Source organism: uncultured Algibacter sp. (genome assembly GCF_947495675.1).
Classification (GTDB): domain Bacteria; phylum Bacteroidota; class Bacteroidia; order Flavobacteriales; family Flavobacteriaceae; genus Algibacter_B.
In genome coordinates, this window is sequence record NZ_CANLZX010000005.1 from 76,439 (window position 1) to 101,597 (window position 25,159).

21 protein-coding genes and 1 tRNA gene are annotated in these 25,159 nt (G+C 31.5%); 18 read left to right on the forward strand and 4 right to left on the reverse strand.

The features are described 5' to 3' along the window. The first annotated feature begins 1 nt into the window (after window position 1). The 7 genes from nhaD (at window position 2) to Q0842_RS05255 (ending at window position 5,788) form a co-directional block, all read left to right on the forward strand. Window positions 2-1,402, forward strand: a complete 1,401-nt coding sequence (gene nhaD / locus Q0842_RS05225) for a sodium:proton antiporter NhaD (protein WP_298495111.1) — start codon at window positions 2-4, stop codon at window positions 1,400-1,402. A gap of 110 nt (window positions 1,403-1,512) precedes the next feature. Further along, on the forward strand, window positions 1,513-2,214 hold the full coding sequence (locus Q0842_RS05230; RefSeq protein WP_298495113.1) for a MotA/TolQ/ExbB proton channel family protein: 702 nt from the start codon (window positions 1,513-1,515) through the stop codon (window positions 2,212-2,214). A 1-nt stretch (window position 2,215) separates the two neighbouring features. Continuing rightward, on the forward strand, window positions 2,216-2,605 hold the full coding sequence (locus Q0842_RS05235; RefSeq protein ID WP_298495116.1) for a biopolymer transporter ExbD: 390 nt from the start codon (window positions 2,216-2,218) through the stop codon (window positions 2,603-2,605). 3 nt (window positions 2,606-2,608) lie between these two features. After that, entirely contained in the window at window positions 2,609-3,463 is an 855-nt protein-coding gene (locus tag Q0842_RS05240) for an energy transducer TonB (RefSeq protein ID WP_298495119.1), read from the forward strand. 3 nt (window positions 3,464-3,466) lie between these two features. Next, a complete protein-coding gene (locus Q0842_RS05245; RefSeq protein ID WP_298495121.1) occupies window positions 3,467-4,684 on the forward strand; it encodes a folylpolyglutamate synthase/dihydrofolate synthase family protein in 1,218 nt (405 codons plus the stop codon). 62 nt (window positions 4,685-4,746) lie between these two features. Continuing rightward, window positions 4,747-4,821, forward strand: a tRNA-Val gene (locus tag Q0842_RS05250). 196 nt (window positions 4,822-5,017) lie between these two features. Continuing rightward, window positions 5,018-5,788, forward strand: a complete 771-nt coding sequence (locus Q0842_RS05255) for a LuxR C-terminal-related transcriptional regulator (protein WP_298495123.1) — start codon at window positions 5,018-5,020, stop codon at window positions 5,786-5,788. Window positions 5,789-5,935: 147 nt separating this feature from the next. Here Q0842_RS05255 and murF read toward each other — a convergent pair whose 3' ends face one another. Both murF and gldJ read right to left on the reverse strand, forming a co-directional pair. After that, window positions 5,936-7,216 (reverse strand): UDP-N-acetylmuramoyl-tripeptide--D-alanyl-D-alanine ligase, encoded by a 1,281-nt coding sequence (murF, locus tag Q0842_RS05260; RefSeq protein WP_298495125.1) that lies wholly within the window; start codon window positions 7,214-7,216, stop codon window positions 5,936-5,938. A gap of 89 nt (window positions 7,217-7,305) precedes the next feature. Continuing rightward, the gene (gene gldJ, locus Q0842_RS05265) at window positions 7,306-8,997 is read right to left on the reverse strand and encodes a gliding motility lipoprotein GldJ (protein ID WP_298495128.1); all 1,692 of its coding nucleotides are present in this window, start codon (window positions 8,995-8,997) and stop codon (window positions 7,306-7,308) included. Between the two features lie 262 nt (window positions 8,998-9,259). Between gldJ and porU the strand changes: the two genes are divergently transcribed. The 11 genes from porU to Q0842_RS05320 all read left to right on the forward strand — a co-directional run bounded on the left by porU (window position 9,260) and on the right by Q0842_RS05320 (window position 23,511). Then, window positions 9,260-13,144, forward strand: coding sequence for a type IX secretion system sortase PorU (gene porU, locus Q0842_RS05270; RefSeq protein WP_298495130.1), 3,885 nt, complete (start codon window positions 9,260-9,262; stop codon window positions 13,142-13,144). 34 nt (window positions 13,145-13,178) lie between these two features. Then, on the forward strand, window positions 13,179-14,387 hold the full coding sequence (porV, locus tag Q0842_RS05275) for a type IX secretion system outer membrane channel protein PorV (protein WP_298495133.1): 1,209 nt from the start codon (window positions 13,179-13,181) through the stop codon (window positions 14,385-14,387). A gap of 95 nt (window positions 14,388-14,482) precedes the next feature. Further along, window positions 14,483-14,965, forward strand: a complete 483-nt coding sequence (gene cdd, locus Q0842_RS05280) for a cytidine deaminase (protein ID WP_298495136.1) — start codon at window positions 14,483-14,485, stop codon at window positions 14,963-14,965. Between the two features lie 181 nt (window positions 14,966-15,146). After that, the gene (gene pdhA, locus Q0842_RS05285) at window positions 15,147-16,145 is read left to right on the forward strand and encodes a pyruvate dehydrogenase (acetyl-transferring) E1 component subunit alpha (protein ID WP_298495138.1); all 999 of its coding nucleotides are present in this window, start codon (window positions 15,147-15,149) and stop codon (window positions 16,143-16,145) included. 3 nt (window positions 16,146-16,148) lie between these two features. Beyond that, a complete protein-coding gene (locus tag Q0842_RS05290; RefSeq protein ID WP_298495140.1) occupies window positions 16,149-17,780 on the forward strand; it encodes a pyruvate dehydrogenase complex dihydrolipoamide acetyltransferase in 1,632 nt (543 codons plus the stop codon). Window positions 17,781-17,888: 108 nt separating this feature from the next. After that, on the forward strand, window positions 17,889-18,923 hold the full coding sequence (locus Q0842_RS05295) for a M20/M25/M40 family metallo-hydrolase (protein ID WP_298495143.1): 1,035 nt from the start codon (window positions 17,889-17,891) through the stop codon (window positions 18,921-18,923). Continuing rightward, window positions 18,916-19,599, forward strand: coding sequence for an SDR family oxidoreductase (locus tag Q0842_RS05300; protein WP_298495146.1), 684 nt, complete (start codon window positions 18,916-18,918; stop codon window positions 19,597-19,599). The genes Q0842_RS05295 and Q0842_RS05300 overlap by 8 nt, the downstream gene beginning before the upstream one ends. Window positions 19,600-19,602: 3 nt before the next feature. Continuing rightward, window positions 19,603-20,232, forward strand: a complete 630-nt coding sequence (locus Q0842_RS05305) for an HAD family hydrolase (protein WP_298495149.1) — start codon at window positions 19,603-19,605, stop codon at window positions 20,230-20,232. A gap of 114 nt (window positions 20,233-20,346) precedes the next feature. Further along, window positions 20,347-20,955 carry a SprT-like domain-containing protein gene (locus Q0842_RS05310; RefSeq protein WP_298495152.1) on the forward strand — a complete coding sequence of 203 codons (609 nt, stop codon included), beginning with the start codon at window positions 20,347-20,349 and terminating at the stop codon, window positions 20,953-20,955. Then, window positions 20,948-22,027 carry a mannose-1-phosphate guanylyltransferase gene (locus Q0842_RS05315; RefSeq protein WP_298495155.1) on the forward strand — a complete coding sequence of 360 codons (1,080 nt, stop codon included), beginning with the start codon at window positions 20,948-20,950 and terminating at the stop codon, window positions 22,025-22,027. The genes Q0842_RS05310 and Q0842_RS05315 overlap by 8 nt, the downstream gene beginning before the upstream one ends. 2 nt (window positions 22,028-22,029) lie before the next feature. Next, the gene (locus Q0842_RS05320) at window positions 22,030-23,511 is read left to right on the forward strand and encodes a DUF389 domain-containing protein (RefSeq protein WP_298495157.1); all 1,482 of its coding nucleotides are present in this window, start codon (window positions 22,030-22,032) and stop codon (window positions 23,509-23,511) included. A 48-nt stretch (window positions 23,512-23,559) separates the two neighbouring features. Here Q0842_RS05320 and Q0842_RS05325 read toward each other — a convergent pair whose 3' ends face one another. Further along, window positions 23,560-24,327: an ATP-binding cassette domain-containing protein gene (locus Q0842_RS05325; RefSeq protein ID WP_298495160.1), complete on the reverse strand. Its 768-nt coding sequence runs from the start codon at window positions 24,325-24,327 to the stop codon at window positions 23,560-23,562. Further along, entirely contained in the window at window positions 24,327-25,064 is a 738-nt protein-coding gene (locus Q0842_RS05330) for an ABC transporter permease (protein WP_298495168.1), read from the reverse strand. The genes Q0842_RS05325 and Q0842_RS05330 overlap by 1 nt, the downstream gene beginning before the upstream one ends. Window positions 25,065-25,159 lie beyond the last annotated feature (95 nt).

The window sequence follows — 25,159 nt, forward strand, 5'->3', positions numbered from 1 at the left end:
TATGGAAGCAGCAATTATCTTAGTATTCATAATGGGCTATTTAGCCATTACTTTAGAGCATAGTATAAAAATAGATAAACTAATTCCGGCACTTGTCATGATGGCTATTTGCTGGGCATTAATTGCGCTTGGTATTGATGATTTTACCCAATGGTTCGACTCAGCTAATCATTCTTTATTAGAAGGGTTTGGAGGGTTAGCCTCCGAAGAAAAGATGCATTTAATGGAAGAGACTTTACTACATCACTTAGGTAAAACCTCAGAGATTTTAGTGTTTCTTTTAGGGGCAATGACTATTGTTGAAATTATTGATTATTTTGATGGTTTTTCTACAATTAAGGACTTTATAAAAACTAAGAAAAAAAGTAAAATACTCTGGATTTTTGCTATTCTAGCTTTCATTTTGTCTGCTATAATCGATAATCTAACTGCAACTATCGTTTTAATTTCAATTTTGCAAAAAATAGTAAAAGACAGAAGCGTGCGTATATGGTATGCAGGTTTAATAATAATTGCTGCAAATGCTGGTGGTGCTTGGTCTCCAATTGGAGATGTTACTACAACTATGCTTTGGATTGGCAAAAAGGTAACTACTGGGCATTTAATAGGCTATTTATTATTACCATCATTCTTATGTATGGCAGTACCAACATTTATAGCGTCGTTTTTACCAGCCTTTAAAGGGGAATTAGAAGTAGAGAAGATTGTGGAAAAAAAGAAATCAAGGTTTAGTGGTACAATGCTTTACTTAGGTTTAGGGGCTATAATATTTGTTCCAATATTTAAAGTAGTTACACATTTACCTCCTTATGTAGGTATGATGTTATCGTTAGGAGTAGTAGCTATATTTGCCGAAATATATAGTAGCTCTAAATTCAGTTTAACAGAGCACGGCTCGGAAGAGAGTGATGCGCATGCACAGCATAGTCCAGTACATTACTCATTGTCTAAAATAGAATTACCTAGTATTTTGTTTTTCTTGGGTATTTTAATGGCAGTTGCTGCTTTAGAATCTTTAGGTATTTTATTCAATTTTGCTGGTTCTCTTCAAGAATCTATGCCTATGTTAGGAACAGAATTACATCAAGAAGGTCATACAGGAGTTTCAGACCTTGTAGTATTGCTATTAGGTGTTGGTTCTGCAGTTATAGATAATGTGCCTTTAGTTGCTGCTAGTTTAGGAATGTTTCATGAGCCTATAGATAATGAATTGTGGCACTTTATTGCTTACTCTGCAGGAACAGGAGGAAGTATGTTAATCATAGGATCTGCAGCTGGTGTTGTTGCTATGGGAATGGAAAAAATAGATTTTTTCTGGTACTTGAAAAAAATTGCTTGGTTAGCTCTTGTTGGTTTCCTAGTAGGTGCAGTTGCATTTATGTTTACTAGAACTTTGTTTTAGTCAAAAATAAAGTAAATATTTTTCGCTTTCGCAGAAGTGAGCGTAAAAAGAGACTAGCTATACTATAATATTAAAATAAGCGTTATACATTTGCAATAAATTAATATTATATGCTAAGTACATTATTACAAAACACACAAGAAAGTACAGAGGTGCTAACTGATGGTGAATCTGTTGAAAAAACACTTTCAATCATTGAATTAATAAGTAGCGGTGGTGTTGCAGGGCAAGTTATAATTGCTGTTCTGTTTTTATTACTCGTTGCTGCAATCTATATTTATTTTGAGCGCATTTTTGCGATTAAAGCTGCTTCGCAAGTTGATGCTAACTTTATGAATCAAATAAAAGATCATGTAAGTAATGGTAAAATTGATTCAGCCCAAATGTTATGCGCTCAACAAAATTCTCCAGTATCTAGATTAATTGGTAAAGGTATTTCAAGAATTGGAAAACCTCTTGCAGATATCAATACTGCTCTTGAAAACGCTGGTCGGTTAGAAATTTACGGTTTAGAAAAAAATGTAAGTGTCCTAGCAACTATTTCTGGTGCTGCACCAATGATAGGTTTTTTAGGTACAGTAGTTGGTATGATATTAGCAATATTTGAATTGGCCAATGCTGGCGGAACCATTCAAATGGATGTTTTGGCTAGTGGTCTTTATACCGCTATGACAACTACGGTTGCTGGTTTAATTGTTGGTATTGTTGCTTATATGGCATACAATCATTTGGTGGTTAAAACCGACAAAGTTGTTTACCAAATGGAAGCAAATTCATTGGAGTTTTTAGATCATTTAAACGAACCTACATAGTATGAACTTTAGAGGAAGAAATAAGGTTACACCAGAATTCAATATGTCGTCTATGACAGATATTGTATTTCTATTACTTATCTTTTTTATGATTGCTTCAACTTTAGTTACTACAAATGCTATCGATATCTTATTACCAAAAGCAAGTGGTAAAACTGAAAATAAAAAATCTGTTGCAGTTAGTATAAAAAAAGATTTAACGTACTATATAGATCAAAAGCGTGTTGGCGAAAGTGTTTTAGAAAATGAGTTATTGGCAGTATTGTCATCTCAAGACCAACCAACTATTATTCTTAGAGCAGAAGAAACAGTACCTGTTAAAAACGTTGTTAAAGTAATGGATATAGCTAACAGAAATAAATTTAAAGTTGTTTTAGCTGTAAAGCCTTAAATAATGAAATACTTTAAAACTAAACACGAAAAGAATTCAGCAAAATTAACTGCTTTAATTACAGTTATACTTCTGTTATTACTGTTTGTTGTTGGAACAAAGTATATGGATCCTCCAGAAGAATATGGTGTTGCCGTAAATTTTGGTAATTCAAGTGTTGGTAAAGGTAATGTACAGCCATTAAAACCTGTTAAGTCTGAGCCTCGTGAAATTGAAGAACCCCCTCAGCCAGATGTTTCAAAAGCAGAACCAGAGCCAACTAAATCATCAGAGGTAAAAGAGGAGGTCTTAACCCAAGATAACGCAGAAGAAATTGCAATAAAAAAACAAAAACAAGCTGAGGCTAAAGCAAAAGCTATTGCAGAAGCTAAAGCTAAAGCAGAAGCAGATAAAATTGCCAAAGAAAAGCGTGAGCAAGAAGAAAAAAAGAAAAAACTTGATGCTTTAATTGGTGGTGTTAGTAAATCAGAAGGTGCTCAAACAGGAAGTGAAGGCAATGATGATAAATCTGGAGATAAAGGACAATTAGATGGTAACCCTTATGCACCAAGTTATTTTGGTGGACAGGGTACTGGAAGTGGCGGTGTTGGTTATGGTTTGAATGGAAGAGGTAAAGCATCTTTTAAAAGATTAAAACAAGATTGTAACGAGTCGGGTATGGTTATTGTAAAAATAATAGTGAATCAAAGTGGGAACGTTATTTCTGCCGATCCAGGTCAAAAGGGAACAACAAACACAGCACAATGTTTATTAGAGCCAGCTAAAAAAATAGCCATGTCTCATAAATGGCCTTCAGATCCTAAAGCACCATCTAGACAAGTAGGTTTTGTTAGTGTTAACTTCAAATTAAGTCAATAGACAATGACATATCAAGATACATTAAATTGGATGTTTTCTCAACTGCCAATGTATCAGCGAAAAGGTAAAACAGCTTTTAAAAAAGATTTATCAAATACTTTAAAGCTTGCAAAACATTTAAAAAATCCTGAAAATAAATTTAAATCTGTACACGTTGCAGGAACCAATGGTAAAGGTTCTACAAGCCATATGTTAGCGTCTGTATTGCAAGAAGCTGGATATAAAGTCGGATTATATACTTCTCCTCATTTAAGTGATTTTAGAGAGCGTATAAGAATTAATGGAGACGAAGTAAGCAAGCAGTTTGTTATTGGTTTTATAAAAAGGAATAAATCCTTTTTTAAAGACCATAAATTATCATTTTTTGAAATGACTGTTGGGATGGCATTCGATTATTTTGCAAAGCAAAATGTTGATATTGCTATTATAGAAGTAGGCTTAGGAGGACGATTAGATTCTACAAATATTATTATTCCAGAAATATCTGTAATTACAAACATAGGTTTAGATCATACACAGTTTTTAGGAAATACTCTAGAAGCTATTGCTTTTGAAAAAGGAGGTATTATTAAACCAAATATTCCAGTAGTTATTGGAGAAACAAAAAAAGAAACACAATCAGTTTTTAAAGATTTAGCTAAAAAGAATAATTCTAAAATTACTTTTGCAGATAAACAAATATTTAAAGATTATAAATCAGATTTAATAGGGAGCTACCAGTCTAAAAACATAAAAACAGTTGTACAAACTGTTTCCAAGCTTCAAGAAATAGGGTATAAAATATCAAATCAAAATTTAAAACAAGGATTATTAAATGTTGTTAAAAATACTGGTTTATTGGGGCGTTGGCAAATTTTGAATACCAAACCAAAAGTAGTTTGTGATACTGGGCATAATAGAGAAGGTTTAACTTATGTGATGAAACAAATAAAAAATGAAGTTTTCGAGTCTTTGCATATTGTTTTTGGAGTAGTTAATGATAAAGATTTAAGTACAATTGTAGATTTGTTACCCCAAAAAGCATCATATTACTTCTGCAAACCAAATATTCCAAGAGGTTTAAATGCAGAAGTATTAAAAAATAGTTTATTTGAGAGTAATTTAATTGGTGAGACTTATGAATCTGTAAATGAAGCTTATAAAGCTGCTTTAAAAGCTGCAAATAGTAGTGATTTTATTTTTATAGGAGGAAGCACATTTGTTGTAGCTGAAATAATTTAAATTTTTATTGAAAAAGTTTTTGCAATATTAAAAACTAGGTTATATTTGCAGTCCAATTTAGAGGGCGCGTAGCTCAGTTGGTTCAGAGCACTTGGTTTACACCCAAGGGGTCAGGGGTTCGAATCCCTTCGCGCCCACAACAATCCAAATTCCGATTTGATTTTTTCAAATCGGAATTTTTTTTTGAAAGATATTGGTTTCCTCTTAAGTTTTTAACATGTCAATGTTTTTTATGTATTTACACAATGAATAATTCTATTAAATGTTAGAGGATTTTTTTATTAATTAATAAAGATTTATTTTTTTTTCATATTTTTAAAAAAACCCTCAACTATGAATATTGGTAGCATAAAAGAAGTCTACAAAGAAATATTTAAGTCGCATGACAACCCTTCATTAAAAAAGCATATTGAAAAAATAATAGAATTAGATACTTATTTACCTTATAATTCTACATTTTTTTGCATTACCAATACGCAAAATTTATCTTTTGAATATGTAAGTAAAAACATGAATGCTTGTTTGGGTATTGATAACAATGAGTTTAAATCAAAAGGGATGCGCTACTTTTGGAGTAGAATACATCCAGACGATTTGGAAATTTGGCTAAATGCGTTAAATGCCTTAATGGATTTCACTTTGGATAAAATTTCTATTGAAGAAAGAAGTAAAGCAACTTATACTTGGAATTATAGATTTAAAGATGGGAAAGGTGAATATGTAAATATTGTACAAAATACTTCTCCGCTTGAATTTGATAACGATAATAAACCTATTATTGGATTAGCACATTATACAGTTTTACCTTCGGATATAGAAATGCAAGTATGTGCATCTGCTAAGCTGTTAAATGAGAAAAATGAATATGAAACTATTTATTTCAATAATTTTTCTCAAAAATTACTTACAGATAACATTAGCAATAGAGAGCGCGATATTATTAGACTTTTAGTTTTAAGTTATTCAAGCAAAGAAATAGGTAAAAGCTTAGGTATAACAGCTAATACTGTGGATACTCATAGAAGAAATATTCTAAAAAAACTAGATGTTTCTTCAACAGGAGAACTTATTGGAATGCTTAAAATGAATAAAAATATCATATAAAATCAAACAATACTCAAATTGAGTATTGTGTAAACGGAATTAATTATGCATCTTTACGGTGCTATTAATTAGTTCTTAGGGAGAATTATATTAAACAAAATGTCAGTTTGAAGTTTTCAAACTGGCATTTTTATTTTCAGTAATTTTTTAAATTAATTGTAAAATACGTTCTAAGGCCATACCTCTTGATCCTTTTATTAGAATAGATTTATTTTTAATTAAAGATAAATTATAATCATTTTTAAAAGTTTCAAAAGATTTAAACTGAATAATTTTTTCTGAATTAATTTTAGATTTATAAAAATTTTCTCCAATTAAAATAACTTGGTTTATATTCATAGCTAAAGCTAAATTAGCGATGTTTTGGTGTTCTATTTTTGCTTCTTCACCAAGTTCAAACATATCCCCAAGAATAGCTAGTTTGTTTCCAGTCTGTTTTTCGAAATTTAATAAAGCTGCTTGCATGCTTGTAGGGTTTGCATTATAAGCATCTAGAATAATTTTATTTGAGTCTTTATCTATAATTTGAGAACGATTATTTGTTGGTATATAATTTTCTATAGCTTCTTTTATTTCTATATCATTAATTTTAAAATAATTGCCAATAGTAATAGCAGCTGCAATGTTATTAAAATTATAATTCCCAATAAGTTGACTTTGAATGTTTAATTTATTGTAATGGCATTTTACAAATGGCTGGGCTTCAACAAAATTTATTAAGACATCTACTACGTTTTCTTTATCTCCGAAAGTATATAAGTTAGTGTTTTTTGTTTTTTCTACTTGAATAGGATCGTTTGCATTAACAAATATGTGTTTGTTGTTAGAAATTAAAAAATTATACATTTCACTTTTGCCCTTTATTACACCTTGTACACCGTCAAAACCTTCTAAATGCGCTTTTCCGAAGTTTGTTATATAGCCATGGTCTGGTTTAGCTATTTCACATAAAAATTCAATTTCTTTTTGATGATTGGCACCCATTTCAACAATACCTATTTCTGTTGTTGGTTTCATTGATAGTAAAGTTAATGGCACACCAATGTGATTATTTAAATTACCAATTGTTGCTGTAGTGTTATATTTTTTTGATAGTACAGCATTAATTAATTCTTTAGTAGTTGTTTTTCCATTACTGCCGGTTAATGCAATTATAGGTATATTGAGGTGTTTTCTGTGGTATGATGATAATGTTTGTAGTGTTTTTAAAACATTATCTACAAGTATAGTTTTGTTAGAAGTGTCGTAATTAGATTCATCAACAACAGCATATTTGGCACCTTCCTTTATAGCTATTTCCGCATAAAGGTTACCATTAAAATTATCGCCTTTTAAGGCGAAAAACATATCGCCTTTTTTAAGTTTTCTAGTATCTGTACATATTGAATTGCATTCTAGAAATAAGGCATGTAAGTCTTCTGTTTTCAAAAATATATTTTTTAATTTCAAAAATAAATGTAAATAAAAAAGTCCTAACTAAGGTTAGGACTTTTTTAATATTTTGTATGAACTAAAATTTAGTTTTTCTTTTTGTTTTTACCTTTACTTTTTGATCCAACTCTAGACATAGCACATCTAAAACCAATATAGTCTGTAGCCATATCTTGTGGAAAGTAACGTCTTTGAGCAGGGTCTAACCAGTACTCTCTGTCTTTCCAAGAACCACCTTTGTAAACTCTAACTTCATCGTTAATTAAAGATGTTCTTTTGTTAGATTTGTCATATTCTTTTACAATATTTCCAAGAGAATCTCTTGTGATACTAGGTTTAGGCGAGTTGTACATTTTACTGGTGTTTGAATTAGGTTTATCACCTTCTTCATCTTCACCAAAACTCTCGTAATTACGAGACGAACGTCTATCACCATCTCTAAAGTTTCTTGCGTCACTTTTATCAAAATTAGTTCTTTGGAATGTTTCGTTGTCATCTACAGGAACTTTAAGGATTTCGCCTGGTAAATTTCTAGCAACAACTTTTCCGTTAGATAATGTATCATATACAATGTTATCAGATGTAACTACTTTTACTGTTCCATCTTCATTAAGTGCGTTTTTAGTGTAAACATTTCCACGGTAGTAGTTAAAATCATTAAACTCATCATCTACAATAGGTCTGTAAACATCAGCTACCCATTCGGCAACATTTCCAGCCATATCATATAAACCAAAGTCATTTGGGTCGTATGATTTAACTTCGTTTGTGATATCAGCACCATCATCAGACCATCCTGCAATTCCGCCATAATCACCTTTACCTTGTTTAAAATTAGCCAATTGGTCACCACGTATTTTACGTTTGCCAGAACGTGTGTACTGTCCGTCCCAAGGGTATTTTTTACGCCCACGGTATAGATTGTAACTTCTAATTTCACTTAAACCTAAAGCTGCATATTCCCATTCTGTTTCAGTTGGTAGTCTGTATTTTGGAGAAATGATTCCTGTTTCACGAGTTGCGTAAATACCAGTTTCATTACCATCGGCATCAGTTCTTACATTTCTCTTTTTACGTCCATCGCCAGCTAATATTTCTTCATTACCACCATATGTTTGAGTAGGTGCGTTAATATAAGTATCTGTGCTAAATGTTTGTTCTGAATCTACATCGGTAATTTTTGCCCCACGTTTAATATAGCCAGCTTTTTCAAGGTTGTATTCATTAACACGATCCGAACGCCAGTTGGCAAATTCAACAGCTTGAATCCAACTTACACCAACAACAGGATATTCTCCATAACCTGGGTGACGTAAATAGTTTTCAGTCATAACTTCGTTAAACCCTAAACGGTTTCTCCAAACTAAAGTGTCTGGCAAAGCACCATGATAAATAGCTCTGAAATTTTCTTCTGATGGTGGGTAAACACGTTTTATCCAATCTAAATATTCCATGTACATAGCATTGGTAACTTCGGTTTCATCCATATAGAAAGATTGTACGTGTTGTTGATTTGGAGTATTATTCCAATCATGCATCACATCGTCTTGTACTCTACCTTTAGTAAATGTACCACCTTCAACAAAAACTAATCCTGGAGAAGTTTCTTGTTCTTTGAAGTCTGTATTATACTGGAAACCACCTTCTCTATCGTTAATGTTCCATCCAGTAGCTCTAGAGCTATTTTTTGAACTCGAAGATTTTTTGCAACTAGTTGAAGTCACTATTAGTGCTAAAACTAATAAAATCCTGAATGCTACTACTTTTTTCATATCCATACTTTTAAGTAAGCTAATAATAATTTTGGTGCTGCAATATAAGAATTAAACCTAATATCACAAGATGTTTTTTGCATTTTAACCAAAAAATAGTGTATTTCGTCCTATTTTTATGCATTACAACGATGATTTTAATGCTTTAAACCACAGTTTTGTGTTGTATTAACGTGTGATTTACTAATTTATTATTGTATTTTTGAAACAGTTTTTAAAATTGTTGTTTTTTTAATAATAACAATGCTTTAACAACGTTATTTTAACAATGAAGAAGAAAATTTTATTTTTACTGCTGATAATTTCAGTAGGTGCAAATGCACAACAAAAACAATATAGTCTTATTTGGGGTGATTCTAAGGAGTTCTCAGGAGATAGTTTTTCATTTATAGTTCCTACATTTAATCAAGAGTATTTTAATTTTGATTTAGATAAGGGGCTTTTGTTAGTAGATCAATGGGAATCTAAGAACGAAATAAACGAATCTTCTGCTTCAATAAGTAATATAGTTTACAAATCTATTTCTAAAATAGAATTAAAAGATTTAGATTTAAGTAAAATACCTAAAGAGTTAAAATTTAGTTTAAAAAATTCTACTTCCAGAAATAAAAACTATGCCTTTTTTGAGTTGTATCCTATAATTAAGGACGCCAATGGTAATTTTAAAAAAATTATATCCTTTCAATTAAATTATAAGAATGGTTCTAATCTAAATAGAACTTCATTACTTGCAAAAAATAGTGGTCTTAAGGTTATTTCCAATTCGGTTTTAAGTACCGGAGAATGGTATCGCTTTTATGTAGATACAACAGGTGTTTTTAAATTAACTAAAAGCTTTTTAAAACGTTTGGGTGTTAATGTGAATAATGTCGACCCTAGAACTATAAAATTATATGGACATGGTGGTGCTATGATTCCATTTTCAAACGCTATAGCTTATCCTTACGATGTACCCGAAAACGCTATAAAATTTGTTGGAGAATCTGATGGAATTTTTGATGAAAGCGATTATATTTTATTTTATGGGCAAGGGCCTAAAGGATACAATGAAGAAAGCAGAACTCATATAAATTGTTATACTGATAAAACATATTATTATATAAATATAAGTTCTGGTAACGGAAAACGTATTCAATCTTTTAATCAACCTGCTGGTAGTGTAGATTTGGTTATAGATACATATGATGATTACCAATTTCATGAAATAGATGATTATAATCTTATATCGCTAGGAAGACGCTGGTTTGGAGATAAATTTGATATTGAGAATAGTAAAGAATTTGAATTTGACTTTCCAGACCTCATTACTTCAGAGCCAATAACTTTATCTGTTTCTGTTGCAACAGCCTCAAAGAGTAATAGTCAAATGAGAGTTAATGTTAATGGGGTTGATGTCTCTACTTTAAGTATTTCAGGGGTTACTACACCCAATTTAGCAAATGGCGCATCTTATATTGGTGATTTGAATGTTAATTCTTCCACAATAAAGGTTGGTCTTGACTTTGATAATTTGGGCAATCCTAGTATTGTTGGTTATCTTGATTTTATTGCTATTGAAGGCACGCGTAGATTGAATTTTAATGGTAATCAATTTTTATTTAAAAATAAAGCAGTAGCATCGGCATCCGGTATTGCACAGTATACTATTGAAAACGCTTCAAGTCTTGTTGAAGTATGGGATGTATCAGATATATATAATGTTTCAAACTATGAAAACGTAGATGGTAATACTACAGTTAATTTTACTTCTTTATTGGGGTCTTTAAAATCATATGTAGCAGTTTCTTCGTCTGACTATTACTCGGCTAAAATAGATTCAAAAACTACTGTAAATAATCAAAATATTAAAGGGACTATTTTTCAAAATACCTTAGGTGAATTTCAAGATATTGACTATTTGATAATTGCTCCTGGTATTATGCTTAATCAAGCAGAACGCCTTGCACAGATAAATAGAAATCAATATGGCTTAAATGTGAAAGTTGTTGGCCTAGATGAAATTTATAATGAATTTAGTTCAGGAAACCAAGATGTAGGCGCTATTAGAAATATGGTTAAATATGTTTATGATAATGCAAGTACACCAGAAAATAGAGTTAAATATTTGTGTTTGTTTGGAGATGGATCATATGATTATAAAGATAGAATTACTAATAATACGAATATAGTTCCTTCATGGTATTCTTACAATAGTTTTAGTCTAGCAACCTCATTTGTGTCTGATGATTTTTACGGAATGATGGATGAAAATGAAGGCACTATGGTTTCTACTGATAAATTAGATATTGCTGTTGGTAGAATTTTAGCTGATACGCCACAGCGAGGAAGTGAAATGGTAGATAAGATAGAATCTTATTATATTAAAGAAGCATATGGGAGTTGGCGAAATAATTTTGTTGTCATTTCAGATGATAATGATAGTAAGCTTTTAGGGTTGTTACAAGAAACTACAAATGATATAGGTGATTTAGTATCTCAAGAAAAACCTTTTATAAATGTTGTTAAGATTCATGCTGATGCCTTTCAGCAAGAATCATCTGCAGGTGGAGATAGATATCCTGATGTTACCGAAGAGATAGTAAATGCGATGGATAATGGTGCCTTAGTAGTTAATTATTTTGGTCATGGAGGTGAAGAAGGTTTAGCAGAAGAGCGTATTTTGTTAAAAACTGATATTACAGATCTTCGTAATACTTGTAAACTTAATTGTTTTGTTACCGTAACCTGTGAATTTACTAGGTTTGATAACCCATTAAGAGAAACTGCAGGAGAGTTTACATTTTGGAATAAAGAAACAGGTGCTGTGGGATTGATTACTACAACTCGACAAGTATTTGTTAATTTTGGGATAACTTTTAATAGAGAACTAGGGCAATATTTGTTTTCTTATAGTGAAGATGATGCTTATGGAGATAATGAATATCCAACTATAGCAGAAGCATTAAGATTAGCTAAAAATGACCCATTAATTTCTGGTAATAGTCAAAAAAGTTTAGTGTTTTTTATTGGAGACCCAGCTATGAAATTAGCATTTCCAAAGCCTAGCATTAGGTTAACTCAAATTAATGATAAGCCAATAGCAACTGCAACAGATACGCTTAAAGCATTAAGTTATGTAAAATTAGCAGGTGAAGTTACAGATGAAGCAGGTAATCTTTTAAGTGATTATAATGGAACACTATCAACAACTATTTATGATAAGGTTATTAATAGGCAAACCTTAGCAAATGATGGAATTAAAGAAAGTGGTGTTGTAATAAAGTTAGATTACACAACTCTTGGCGAAATAATATTTAGAGGTCAAGCTTCAGTTAAAAATGGACAATTTGAATTTGATTTTGTTGTACCAAAAGATGTAGGTATTCCTGTAGGTTATGGGAAAGTTAGTTTTTACTCGAAAAATGAATCCTCAACCGAAGATCAGGCAGGAGCAGATATTAATACTGTTAGAATAGGAGGGTTAAATGAGGATGCACCCGAAGATAATATGGGGCCTGTCATAACGCTTTATATGAATGATGAAAACTTTGTTACAGGTGGAATTACAAATGAATCTCCCACATTATTGGCAAAATTAGAAGACGCTAATGGAATAAATACCGCTAGTGGTATAGGTCATGATATTGTAGCTATTTTAGATGGCGATGAAACAAATCCAGTTGTTTTAAACGATTATTATCAAACTGAAGTTGACGATTATACTAAAGGTGTAGTAAGTTTTCCTTTTAGAGATTTAGAACCTGGTTTACATACTTTAACTTTAAAAGCTTGGGATGTTTATAATAACTCATCTATTTCAGAAATACAATTTGTTGTTTATGATGAAGACCAAAGTTTAGTGATAAATAACGTTCTTAATTATCCAAACCCATTTGTAAATTATACAGAATTTTGGTTTAATCACAATAGTTCAGAACCTTTAGACGTTTCAATACAGATATTAACTGTTTCTGGAAAATTAGTAAGAACATTAAATGGTCAAACTACAGGAGGTATAAAAGCAACAAGTTCATTATCCAGAGATATTGTCTGGGATGGAAGAGACGATTTTGGAGATAAAATAGGTAAAGGAGTTTATATCTATAAGCTAAAAGTACATTCTAACTTGTTGAATAAAACAGTCGAAAAAATTGAGAAACTTGTTATACTGTAATAAAAAATTATATTTGTTAAATAAAATTGAATACATGAAGAATCGAATATTACTAATTATAGCGTTCGCCTTTATACTTAAAGGCTATGCTCAAGAACCTACAATTTTTCCAAACCAAGATAGAAGAGTAATAACAACAGGTATTCCCTTTTTATTAATAGCATCAGACGCTCGTGCAGCAGGTATGGGTGATATGGGTGTTGCAACTTCTGTTGATGCTTTTTCTCAACAATGGAATTCTTCAAAATATGCATTTTCTGAAACAAAATCAGGTATAGGTGTTAGCTATACTCCATATCTAAGTAAATTAGTTAACGATATATTTTTAGGTAATTTTACTTATTTTAATCGTATAGACGAACGTAGTGCATTTGCTGCTAGCTTAAGGTATTTTTCTTTAGGTGAAATAGAATTTGTTGATGGGCCTGATGATACTCCAAGACAACAAAAACCAAATGAGTTTTCTCTTGATGCTTCATATGCTTTAAAACTAACAGATCAATTTTCAATGTCTGTACTTATGCGTTATTTACGTTCAGATTTAAGAATTCAAGGTGTAGGTGGTGATATAAAACCAGCAAGCACATTTGGTGTAGATTTATCTGGTTACTATCAAAGTGAAGAAGAGGCATATTCAGATTTTAATGGTCGATGGAGAGCCGGATTTGCAATTCAAAATATTGGGCCAAAATTTAAATATGATGAAGGAGGCGAAGAAAATTTTCAACCAACAAATTTACGTTTAGGAACAGGTTTTGATTTTATTTTTGACGATTACAATAAAATATCAGTAACAGCAGAAGTTGCTAAGCTTTTAGTGCCAACACCTCCAGTTTATGGTTATGTTGATGCAGATGATGATGGTACTCAAGATAATGACGGAAGTGAGCCAACAATTATAGTTCAAGGTAAAGACCCAGATGTAAGTTTTCTTTCTGGAATGTTTCAATCTTTTGGTGACGCACCAGATGGTTTTAGCGAAGAGTTAAAAGAGTTTACTTGGTCATTAGGGGCAGAATACTTATATCAAGACTCATTTGCTTTTAGAGCTGGATATTTTAACGAAAGTGAAGATAAAGGTGCTAGGAAATTTTTAGCATTAGGTGCTGGTTTTAAAGCAAATGTTGTTAACATTGATTTATCATATTTGTTTTCAGCATCTAAAGTACAAAGTCCTTTAGAAAATACTTTACGTTTTTCTTTAACCTTTAATTTTGGTGCCGGAGAATACTTAGAATATTAAAATTTATAAAAAAATTATTAAAAAAGACTATTGCTTTTTTAAGCAGTAGTCTTTTGTTTTTATATGTTTCTTAAATTTATTGAATACATTGTATTATGAAAGAAATAAAAATAGAATCTACCCTGTTTGTATTTGATTCCTTATCAGAACTTCCTAAAGATGTTGTGTATCTTATGGAAAAAGCAGTTGAAGCTAGAGAGAAAGCGTATGCTCCTTATTCTAATTTTAATGTTGGAGCTGCAATTCTATTAGATAATAATGAGGTAGTTTTAGGTAGCAATCAAGAAAATGCATCATATCCATCTGGTTTATGTGCAGAACGAACCGCGATATTTTATGCAGGGTCTCAATTTCCAAAAGCAAAAATAATACGAATGGCAATTACTGCTGGTTCAAAAAACAAAAAAACAACTAAACCTATTCCTCCATGTGGTGCTTGCAGGCAGTCAATTGCAGAATACGAGATAAAACAAAAAGCCCCAATAGAAATTTATTTTATGGGAGAAACTGGTGCCATTGCTAAATCAAATTCACTTTCTAATCTTCTACCTTTAGGGTTTGATAAATCTGAACTATAGATTTTTCGTTAATGATATTTATGTTTTTATTTAAAAAAAATATTAATTAATTAAATAATATCGATAACACCTCTATTTTTATTTTTTTTTATACTTTAGTCATATTGTGTTTTTGCAATACAGCACAAAGTGTTACTTTTGTAACCCGCTAATTTAAATAATAGTACTCAAAAAGTATTCAATGAAAAAAATCACAAAAGAGGTATACCTTAATTGGTATGAAGAGATGTTATTCTGGAGAAAGTTTGAAGATAAACTTGCTGCTGTATACATTCAACAAAAAGTAAGAGGATTTCTTCATTTATATAATGGTCAAGAAGCTGTTTTAGCTGGTGCTTTACATGCTATGGATTTGACTAAGGATAAAATGATTACTGCTTATCGTAACCACGTTCAGCCAATAGGTATGGGGGTTGACCCAAAACGTGTTATGGCTGAATTATATGGAAAAGTTACAGGTACTTCTCAAGGTATGGGAGGTTCTATGCATATTTTTTCAAAAGAATTTAGATTTTATGGTGGTCATGGAATTGTAGGAGGTCAAATTCCTTTAGGCGCTGGTATCGCATTTGGTGATAAATATCATGGTGTTGATGGTGTGACTATTTGTTGTTTTGGTGATGGTGCTGCACGTCAAGGATCATTACATGAAACATTTAACTTAGCTATGCTTTGGAATTTACCAGTTGTATTTGTTTGTGAAAACAATGGATATGCCATGGGAACTTCTGTTGAAAGAACTGCAAATCATGTAGAAATCTGGAAATTAGGTTTAGGGTACGATATGCCTTGTGGACCTGTAGATGGCATGAACCCTATTAAAGTTGCCGAAGCTTTCGATGAGGCTATTACTAGAGCACGTACAGGTGGCGGACCAACATTTTTAGAGTTAAAAACATACCGTTATAGAGGGCACTCTATGTCTGATGCGCAGCATTATAGAACGAAAGATGAGGTAAATGAATACAAGAAAATAGATCCTATTACGCAAGTAAAGGATGTTATTCTTGAAAAGAAATATGCTACAGAAGACGATATTAAAGTAATTGATAAGCGCGTAAAATCACGTGTTGCAGAATGTGAAAAATTCGCTGAAGAATCTCCATTCCCAGAAAAACAACAATTATACGATATGGTATACGAGCAAGAAGATTATCCATTCATTCAACACAAATTATAAGTTATGGCAATAGTTGTAAATATGCCGCGTTTAAGCGATACCATGGAAGAAGGTACCGTTGCTGCTTGGTTAAAAAAAGTAGGAGATAAGATAGAAGAAGGAGATATTTTAGCTGAAATCGAAACCGATAAAGCGACAATGGAATTCGAATCTTTTAACGAAGGTACACTACTTCATATTGGTGTTCAAGAAGGTGAAACTACTAAGGTAGATGAACTTTTAGCTATAATTGGTGACGAAGGTGAAGATATTTCAGGACTTTTAAATGGAGGTGGTAACGCTTCCGCGGAAGCAAAAGAAGAAACAGTTGAAGCTGAATCTACTCAAGAAGCTCCTGCTGAAACAGCTGCTACTCCTACTGCAAGTGCCGCATTACCTGAAGGTGTTATAGTAGTAACTATGCCACGTTTAAGTGATACTATGGAAGAAGGTACTGTGGCAACATGGTTAAAGAAAGTAGGTGATACTGTTGAAGAAGGCGATATTTTAGCTGAAATTGAAACAGATAAAGCAACCATGGAATTTGAATCATTCCAATCTGGTACGTTATTAGAAATAGGATTACAAGAAGGAGAATCTGCAAAAGTAGATGCTTTATTAGCAATAATAGGTCCTGCAGGAACAGATGTTTCTGGTGTGGCTGATAATTTTTCTGCATCGGCAGCTCCTGCAAAAGAAGCGCCAAAAGCTGAAGCTAAAAAAGAAGCTTCAAAAGCAGCGCCTGCGGCAGCATCGGCTCCTAAAAAAGCAAGTGCTCCAGCACCAACACCGGTTACAGAAAATGGTCGTGTGTATGTGTCACCTTTAGCTAAAAAATTAGCAGAAGAAAAAGGAATCAACTTAACAAAAGTTCAAGGTTCTGGTGAAAACGGACGTATTATAAAGCGTGATATAGAAAATTATGAGCCTGCAGCTTCGGCAGCATCAGCTGGTAAATTTGTGCCATCGGGTCAAGAAGATTTTGACGATGTTGATAACTCGCAAATGCGTAAAGCTATTGCTAAAGCGTTAACAAACTCTAAGTTTTCTGCACCTCATTATTATTTAAGTGTAGAGTTTGATATGGAAAATGCTATGGCGTTCCGTACTCAGTTTAATTCTATTCCTGATACTAAGATATCTTATAACGATATTGTTGTTAAAGCTTGTGCCTTAGCATTAAAACAACATCCTCAAGTAAACTCACAATGGTTTGCAGACAAGATGCGTTTAAATAATCACGTTCATGTTGGCGTTGCAGTAGCAGTTCCTGATGGATTAGTTGTGCCAGTTGTACGTTTTGCTAATGAGCAAACATTACCTCAAATAGGTGCGGCAGTTAGAGATTTAGCTGGAAAAGCAAGAAATAAAAAGTTAACTCCAGACGAAATGCAAGGCAGTACTTTTACAGTATCGAACTTAGGTATGTTTGGTATTGATACTTTTACATCAATTATTAATCAACCAAACTCTGCAATACTTTCTGTTGGAAATATTGTTGAAAAGCCGGTTGTTAAAAATGGTCAAATTGTTGTTGGACATACTATGAAATTATCATTAGCATGCGATCATAGAACGGTTGATGGTGCTACAGGCGCTCAATTCCTTCAAACCTTAAAGGGGTATATTGAGAACCCTGTAACAATGTTAGTGTAATAATTAATCTTCCTGAACAAGATTTAGGAGGTTATCATTATAAAACTAAAACCTGTATCATAATAATTGATACAGGTTTTTTTATCTTTATCTTTAAATAAAAAATCCATGAAAAAAATTATTGGTTTACTAGTATTAGCTGTAATAGTAAGTTGTATTGGGCAAAAAAGGCAAATTATTCAAACTAATCCTGATTCTATTAGTAAAGGAGTTTCAGAATCAGAAGAAAAAAGCAATAACACTATTTCTAACAAGGATATTGTAATTGAGAATTATGCACTTTTAAATGAGATAAAATCTAGTTTAGAATACTTAGCGTCTGATGAATTAGAAGGTCGAAATACTGGCAGTAAAGGTATTGAAAAGGCTGCGGTCTTTATTGAGGGTTTTTTTAAACAAAATAATATTAAACCCTATTTCGAAACTTATAGAGATAGCTTTAATATTGAAAAAATAATTGGATATAATATAGTGGGGTATGTTGAAGGAAATGACCCTAAATTAAAAAATGAGTTTGTAATTCTTGGAGCTCATTATGATCATATTGGTCAAGGAAAAGAAGTACTAGGTGATGTGATTGCAAACGGTGCAAACGATGATGCTTCTGGTACAGTAGCAGTTTTAGAATGGGCTAAGTATTTTTCAAATACAAAGAGTAATAAAAGAAGCATATTGTTCACTTTGTATGCTGCTGAAGAAATGGGGTTGAAAGGTTCTAGTCATTTAGCTAAAAGACTAAAAAAAGAAAATATTGATTTATATACGATGATTAATTTTGAAATGATAGGAGTGCCTAGAGCAGAAAATGAAATTATGGCTTATATATCTGGTTACGATAAATCTAATATGGCAAAACAATTAAATAGTTATGGAGGTTCTGAAATAATAGGTTTTTTTCCAAAAGCAAAAGAGTTTCAATTATTTATGAGATCAGATAATTATCCGTTTTATGAAGCTTTTAAAGTACCAGCACATGCCATATCTACTTTCGATTTTACGAATTTCGATTATTATCATCATGTTGATGATGAGGCAGATAAAATGGATTATAGCCATATGACTAATTTTATTAATAAAATGATTCTTGGCTTACAAGGCATGATAAATGCACCAACAAAGGAAATAAAAATGAATTATGAGTAAAAATATTATAATAACTGGTACAAGCCGAGGTATCGGTTTTGAGTTAGTGCAACTGTTTGCCAATGCAGGACATAATGTATTAGCACTTTCAAGAAATGAGATGCCAATAAAAAATTTAAAATTAAAACAAGTAACTTGTTTTTCATTTGATTTGAATGATAATAATGCCTATCAAAAAGTTGTTGATTTTATAAATAAAGAATGGCAGCATGTTGATGTTTTAATCAATAACGCAGGAGCACTTTTAAACAAGCCTTTTTCTGAAACATCAATGGATGATTTTGAAAAAGTATATAAAACAAATGTTTTTGGTGTGGCTGAGTTAACAAGAATTGTGTTGCCTTTCATGAAAAAAGACAGTCATGTGGTTGCTATAAGCTCAATGGGTGGTGTACAAGGTAGTATGAAGTTCCCAGGACTAGCTGCGTATAGTTCAAGTAAAGCAGCAATAATCACTCTAACAGAATTACTTGCTGAAGAATACAAAGATTCTGGTATTTCATTTAACGTTCTAGCCTTAGGAGCAGTTCAAACCGAAATGTTAGAAGAGGCTTTTCCTGGTTATAAAGCGCCTATAACTGCTTTGGAAATGGCCGAATATATTCAAGATTTCGCTGTAAACGGAAATAAGTATTATAATGGAAAATTAATGCAAGTGTCTAATTCTACACCGTAATTTATGAGTAAATACAAATGTATAATTTTTGATTGTGATGGTGTTTTAATTGACAGCGAATCTATTGCCATAGGTGTTTTAGTTGATATGGCTAACTATTTGGGTGCTAATATGGATTTTAAAGAATCAATGATTGATTTAAAGGGGAAGTCGCTTAATTCTTGTATGGCATTAATTTCTAAAAGAATAGGTAACCCTTTACCTATTAATTTTGAATCTGATTATCGTATCAATACATTTGAAACTTTTCGAAAAAAAATTCAACCTATTAAAGGTATCAAAGACGTTGTTGAAAATTTACCTTTTTGTGTAGCATCTAGTGGGCCAGAAAATAAAATTAGATTAAACCTTGAAATTACAGGTCTACTGCCTTTTTTTGAAGGTAATATTTTTAGTTGTTATGCAATACAAAAATGGAAACCTGAACCAGATATATTCTTATGGGCAGCAGAAACTATGGGTTTTAAGCCAGAAGAATGTTTGGTTGTAGAAGATAGTATATCTGGTGTAAGAGCAGCCAAATTAGGCGGATTTGATGTATTTGGATACATTGAACACGATTATAATAATGAACTAGCAGGCGAAGCGAATAAGACTTTTGATAGAATGGATAAGCTTATAGGAATGTTATGATTTTTATTAAGTAAGCATAAAAAACAAATTTGTTTTAAAGTATTTATTATATTTTTCTTTCAAACTTAAGTGAGTCAGGTGTATATTTGAAAGAATTCTACTATTTTAGCAGTAATGCAAAATCAGCTCCAAGACTATATTCCTTCAAATGCAGTATCAGCAGTTCTTAAGCTTTTACAGCAAGATAATTTATCGGTAAAAGTTAAAAATGAAAGAAAGACGCGACATGGGGATTATAGGAGGTTACCTAATGGAAAGCATCAAATAACAATAAATTCAAATTTAAATAGCTACCGTTTTTTAATAACTTTAGTACATGAGATTGCACATTTCGAAGCTTATAATATTTATGGAAAATTTATAAAACCACACGGTAAGGAATGGAAACATACATTTCAACATTTAATGTTACCATTTATTAATCCAGAAATTTTTCCTAATAATATTTTACCTTTATTAGCAAAGCATTTTAAAAATCCAAAAGCATCCAGCGACACAGATGTGCAATTGGCCTTAGCCTTAAAGCAATTTGACGAACCCAATAATAAAACATTTATTTTTGAAGTACCTTTGGGTGAAACATTTAAATTATATAATGGGAAGATTTTTAAAATGGGACAAAAACGAGTAAAACGTTACGAATGTCTTGAAATAAAATCAGGAAGAATGTATCTTTTTAACCCAAATGCAGAAGTAGAATTGATAAATAAAAAAAATGAATAAAAATTATTATGCCATATTAATGGCCGGAGGTGTTGGATCTAGATTTTGGCCAGTAAGTACACAAGATTTTCCAAAACAGTTTCATGATATGCTTGGAACTGGTGACACCTTAATTCAAAAAACATTTAACCGTTTAGCAGATTTAATTCCAAAAGAAAATATTTTTATTCTAACTAACGAGCGTTATAATGATTTGGTTTTAGAACAATTACCTGAAGTTGAACAACGTCAAGTAGTATTAGAGCCTGCAATGCGTAACACAGCGCCATGTATATTATATGCGTCTTTAAAAATTCAGAAAGAAAATCCAGATGCAGTTATGATTGTAGCGCCAAGCGATCATTGGATTGAAGATGAAAAAACGTTTTCTAAAAATGTACAACAAGCTTTTGATTATTGTTCTGAAAACAATGCTTTAATGACTTTAGGAATTCAACCAACCTTTCCAAATACAGGTTATGGTTATATAGAATTTGATAAAAATTCTTCTAAAACCATAAAATCTGTAAACCAGTTTAGAGAAAAGCCAGATTATCAAACAGCGAAAAGCTTTATAGATCAAGGTAATTTTTTATGGAATGCTGGTATTTTTATGTGGAGTGCCAAAAGTGTTGTTGAAGCATTTAAAAATAATCAGCCAGAATTATACAGCTTATTCGAAAAAGGTATTTCTGTGTATAATACAGATTTTGAAGATGATTTTATTAAAGATAATTATCCAAAAGCAGAAAACATATCAGTTGATTATGCAATCATGGAAAAATCGAGTAATGTAAAAGTAATTGCAGCAGAATTTGATTGGAATGACCTAGGTACTTGGGGCAGTTTATACGATAAATTAGATAAAGATGAATCAAATAATGCAGTTGTAAATGCTAGAACATTATCAACAGATTCTTCTGGTAATATGATACGAACTAAAAACGATAAAATAGTTGTTGTTGATGGTATCAAAGATTACATTATTGTTGATAAAGACGAAGTTTTGCTTATCTTTCCTAAGTCTAAAGAGCAAGATATTAAGAAAACACTCCAACAGGTAAAAGATAAATTTGGAGAACAATATGGTTAATCATGAGTGAAGAGAGTAAGTTTAATTTCTCTGAAGAAGAGGCAAAAGCAGAAGCTTTAAAAAAGGAGCAAGATGTAGAACAATCTAAAGAAAATGTTAGAAAGGATGCTCAAGGACTTTTAGCCAGTACCAAAAAGTTTATAAAAGAACTTTTAGATTTTAGAGATGATACAGATAGAGATGCTACTATTCAAGCTATAAAAGGAGATATTCCTTTTAAAGGCGCTACGGCATGGATTTTAGTGTGCTCAATATTTGTAGCCTCTATTGGATTAAATGCAAACTCTACAGCTGTTGTTATTGGTGCCATGTTAATATCACCACTTATGGGACCTATTTTAGGAATAGGCTTATCCATTGCAATAAATGATATTGATACTCTTAAAAGGTCGTTAATCAACTTAGCAACTATGATTGTATTGAGTTTATTAACAGCCTTCCTGTTTTTTAAATTTTTTCCTTTAAGTGAAGATACAAACGAGCTTTTAGGTCGTGTAAAACCAGATATTCGTGATGTGTTAATAGCATTTTTTGGTGGTTTAGCATTAATTATAGCACGTACAAAAAAAGGGACTATAGCATCTGTAATATTTGGTGTAGCAATTGCTACGGCTTTAATGCCACCTCTTTGTACAGCTGGTTATGGTTTAGCAAAAGGAAACTTCGCATATTTTGGAGGTGCTATGTATCTCTTTACAATAAATACCATATTTATAGCTTTAGCTACATTTTTAGTACTTAAGTTATTAAGGTTTCCAATGCTTAAATATGCGAATTCTAAAAAAAGACTTTTTATATCAAGAATGGCTACATTGTTAGCAATTGTGGTCATGATTCCAGCAGGTTTTACTTTTGTAGATGTATACCGAGAAAGTAATTTTAAAAGAGATGCTGGTTTGTTTGTTGAAAATGAATTAACTGCTTTACCACATGGCGAATACATTAAAAACAATGCCATTTATAAGTATGAAACCGATGAGATTAGTAAAATAGAATTAAATACTTTTGGTTTAGATGAAATTCCTGAAACAACTATTTCTCTTTTACAAAGTAGAATGAGGAATTATAGTGCATTATCAAATAGTGAATTAGTCATTAATCAAAATAGATCTAAAAACTTAGATAATTTTAAATACATGGAGCAGCTAAGAGCTAGAGACTCTTTAGATCTATTATCACAAACTCAAAAAATAGCTTATTTAGAAAGCAAGGTTCAGCAACTCTCAAAACTCGAAAAGAATTATGTAGCATTTGATGAGCTTGTTAAAGAAATAAAAATTAATTACGAAACAATAGAGCAATTATCATACGCTAATGTTATTAATTCAAATTTTACAAAAATGGATACTATTTCAGTATTCTCTGTAAAATGGGTTGATTCTTTGGCTAAAGAAGATTTAAGAATAAAGGATAAAGAAAAACTAGAAAAGTGGTTAAAGTTTAAACTTCATTTAGATACTTTAGTTGTTAATAGAATCAACTAAAACCAGGTGTTTATTATTAAATATTAGTTTGAAATTAATAAGTAAGAATTACTCATTTTCTTCTAAGTACATTTTACGTACTTTTTTAAATAAATTTGAAGAATAAACAAAATCGGTTACTACTTCGTTATCTGTTTTAAATATGGTTTTATTGGAACCTTCCCATGCTTTTAAACCATTTCTTAAGAAAACTATCTTTTCTCCAATTTCCATAACCGAATTCATGTCATGAGAATTTATTACTGTAGTAATTTGGTATTCGTCGGTTATTTCCTGAATCAAATTATCAATTACAATAGCTGTTTTTGGATCTAAACCAGAGTTAGGTTCATCACAAAACAGATATTTTGGTTTATTTACAATAGCACGAGCTATGGCAACACGTTTTTGCATACCACCAGAGGCTTCACTTGGCATTTTTTTATGAGCATCATCTAGATTAACACGTTTTAATACAAAATCTACACGATCTTCCATTTCGCTTTTACTTTGCTTTGTAAACATTTGCAGCGGGAACATTACATTCTCTGCAATAGTCATAGAATCAAATAAAGCACTCCCTTGAAATACCATGCCAATTTCTGCTCTTATATTTCTTTTCTCATCTTCAGACAGTAGCGAGAATATTTTTCCATCGTAAGCAATGGTGCCTTCTTCATAATCAAACAGTCCTAGTAAACATTTTAAAAATACCGTTTTACCAGATCCACTTTGACCAATAATTAAATTTGTTTTGCCTTTTTCAAAAGTGGTGCTAATTCCTTTTAAAACTTCAACATCTCCAAATGATTTATGTAAATTATTAACTTCTATCATTAGCTTAATAACATTTGGGTTAAGAAATAATTTAATACAATAATTACAACACTAGTCCATACAAAAGATGTTGTACTAGCTTTACCAACTTCTAAAGCACCACCTTTCATGTAAAACCCATGAAAAGATGGAATAGTAGCTAAAACAAAAGCAAACACAAAGGTTTTTATAAAGGCATAAGTGACATGAAAAGTTTCAAAATCGGTTTGAATTCCAACATTATAATCTTCTAGAGTACTAAAACCGCCATAAACACAGGCTGCCATACCTCCTAAAATCCCTAAAAACATAGCAATAGAAATTATAAAAGGATAAAGTAATAATGAAATAAATTTCGGAAATACTAAATAGTTTAACGAGTTAATACCCATAACTTCTAATGCATCAATTTGTTCTGTAACACGCATGGTACCAATACTAGAGGTGATAAACGACCCCACTTTACCAGCCATTATAATAGACATAAATGTGGGTGCAAATTCTAATATAATTGATTGTCTTGTGGCAAAACCAACAAGATATTTAGGAATTAATGGGTTGTCTATATTTAATGCTGTTTGAATGGTAACAACACCACCAACAAAAAAGGAAATAAAGGCTACAATACCTAGAGATCCTATTATTAAATCGTCTATATCTTTAAGTATTAATTGTTTCATAACAGTCCATTTTGTGGGTTTACGAAACATTTCTTTTATCATTAAAAAGTAAGCGCCTATGTTATGTAGGTAAGTCATATACAAATTTGTATTTGCTAAAGTAAAAAAACTTAGTGGTATTTAACCTTAATTTTAAATAATGATGCGTTAATATGCGTATTTTTGATTTATAA

What these genes read in the sequence shown, in the direction of transcription:
- nhaD (WP_298495111.1), top strand. Translation starts at nt 2, where the DNA reads ATGGAAGCAGCAATTATCTTAGTATTCATAATGGGCTATTTAGCCATT.
- Q0842_RS05295 (WP_298495143.1), top strand. Translation starts at nt 17,889, where the DNA reads ATGAAAAAAATTATTGGTTTACTAGTATTAGCTGTAATAGTAAGTTGT.
- Q0842_RS05230 (WP_298495113.1), top strand. Translation starts at nt 1,513, where the DNA reads ATGCTAAGTACATTATTACAAAACACACAAGAAAGTACAGAGGTGCTA.
- pdhA (WP_298495138.1), top strand. Translation starts at nt 15,147, where the DNA reads ATGAAAAAAATCACAAAAGAGGTATACCTTAATTGGTATGAAGAGATG.
- Q0842_RS05240 (WP_298495119.1), top strand. Translation starts at nt 2,609, where the DNA reads ATGAAATACTTTAAAACTAAACACGAAAAGAATTCAGCAAAATTAACT.
- Q0842_RS05290 (WP_298495140.1), top strand. Translation starts at nt 16,149, where the DNA reads ATGGCAATAGTTGTAAATATGCCGCGTTTAAGCGATACCATGGAAGAA.
- gldJ (WP_298495128.1), bottom strand. Translation starts at nt 8,997, where the DNA reads ATGGATATGAAAAAAGTAGTAGCATTCAGGATTTTATTAGTTTTAGCA.
- Q0842_RS05255 (WP_298495123.1), top strand. Translation starts at nt 5,018, where the DNA reads ATGAATATTGGTAGCATAAAAGAAGTCTACAAAGAAATATTTAAGTCG.
- Q0842_RS05330 (WP_298495168.1), bottom strand. Translation starts at nt 25,064, where the DNA reads ATGACTTACCTACATAACATAGGCGCTTACTTTTTAATGATAAAAGAA.
- Q0842_RS05315 (WP_298495155.1), top strand. Translation starts at nt 20,948, where the DNA reads ATGAATAAAAATTATTATGCCATATTAATGGCCGGAGGTGTTGGATCT.
- Q0842_RS05245 (WP_298495121.1), top strand. Translation starts at nt 3,467, where the DNA reads ATGACATATCAAGATACATTAAATTGGATGTTTTCTCAACTGCCAATG.
- cdd (WP_298495136.1), top strand. Translation starts at nt 14,483, where the DNA reads ATGAAAGAAATAAAAATAGAATCTACCCTGTTTGTATTTGATTCCTTA.
- Q0842_RS05310 (WP_298495152.1), top strand. Translation starts at nt 20,347, where the DNA reads ATGCAAAATCAGCTCCAAGACTATATTCCTTCAAATGCAGTATCAGCA.
- porV (WP_298495133.1), top strand. Translation starts at nt 13,179, where the DNA reads ATGAAGAATCGAATATTACTAATTATAGCGTTCGCCTTTATACTTAAA.
- Q0842_RS05235 (WP_298495116.1), top strand. Translation starts at nt 2,216, where the DNA reads ATGAACTTTAGAGGAAGAAATAAGGTTACACCAGAATTCAATATGTCG.
- Q0842_RS05320 (WP_298495157.1), top strand. Translation starts at nt 22,030, where the DNA reads ATGAGTGAAGAGAGTAAGTTTAATTTCTCTGAAGAAGAGGCAAAAGCA.
- Q0842_RS05325 (WP_298495160.1), bottom strand. Translation starts at nt 24,327, where the DNA reads ATGATAGAAGTTAATAATTTACATAAATCATTTGGAGATGTTGAAGTT.
- Q0842_RS05305 (WP_298495149.1), top strand. Translation starts at nt 19,603, where the DNA reads ATGAGTAAATACAAATGTATAATTTTTGATTGTGATGGTGTTTTAATT.
- porU (WP_298495130.1), top strand. Translation starts at nt 9,260, where the DNA reads ATGAAGAAGAAAATTTTATTTTTACTGCTGATAATTTCAGTAGGTGCA.
- Q0842_RS05300 (WP_298495146.1), top strand. Translation starts at nt 18,916, where the DNA reads ATGAGTAAAAATATTATAATAACTGGTACAAGCCGAGGTATCGGTTTT.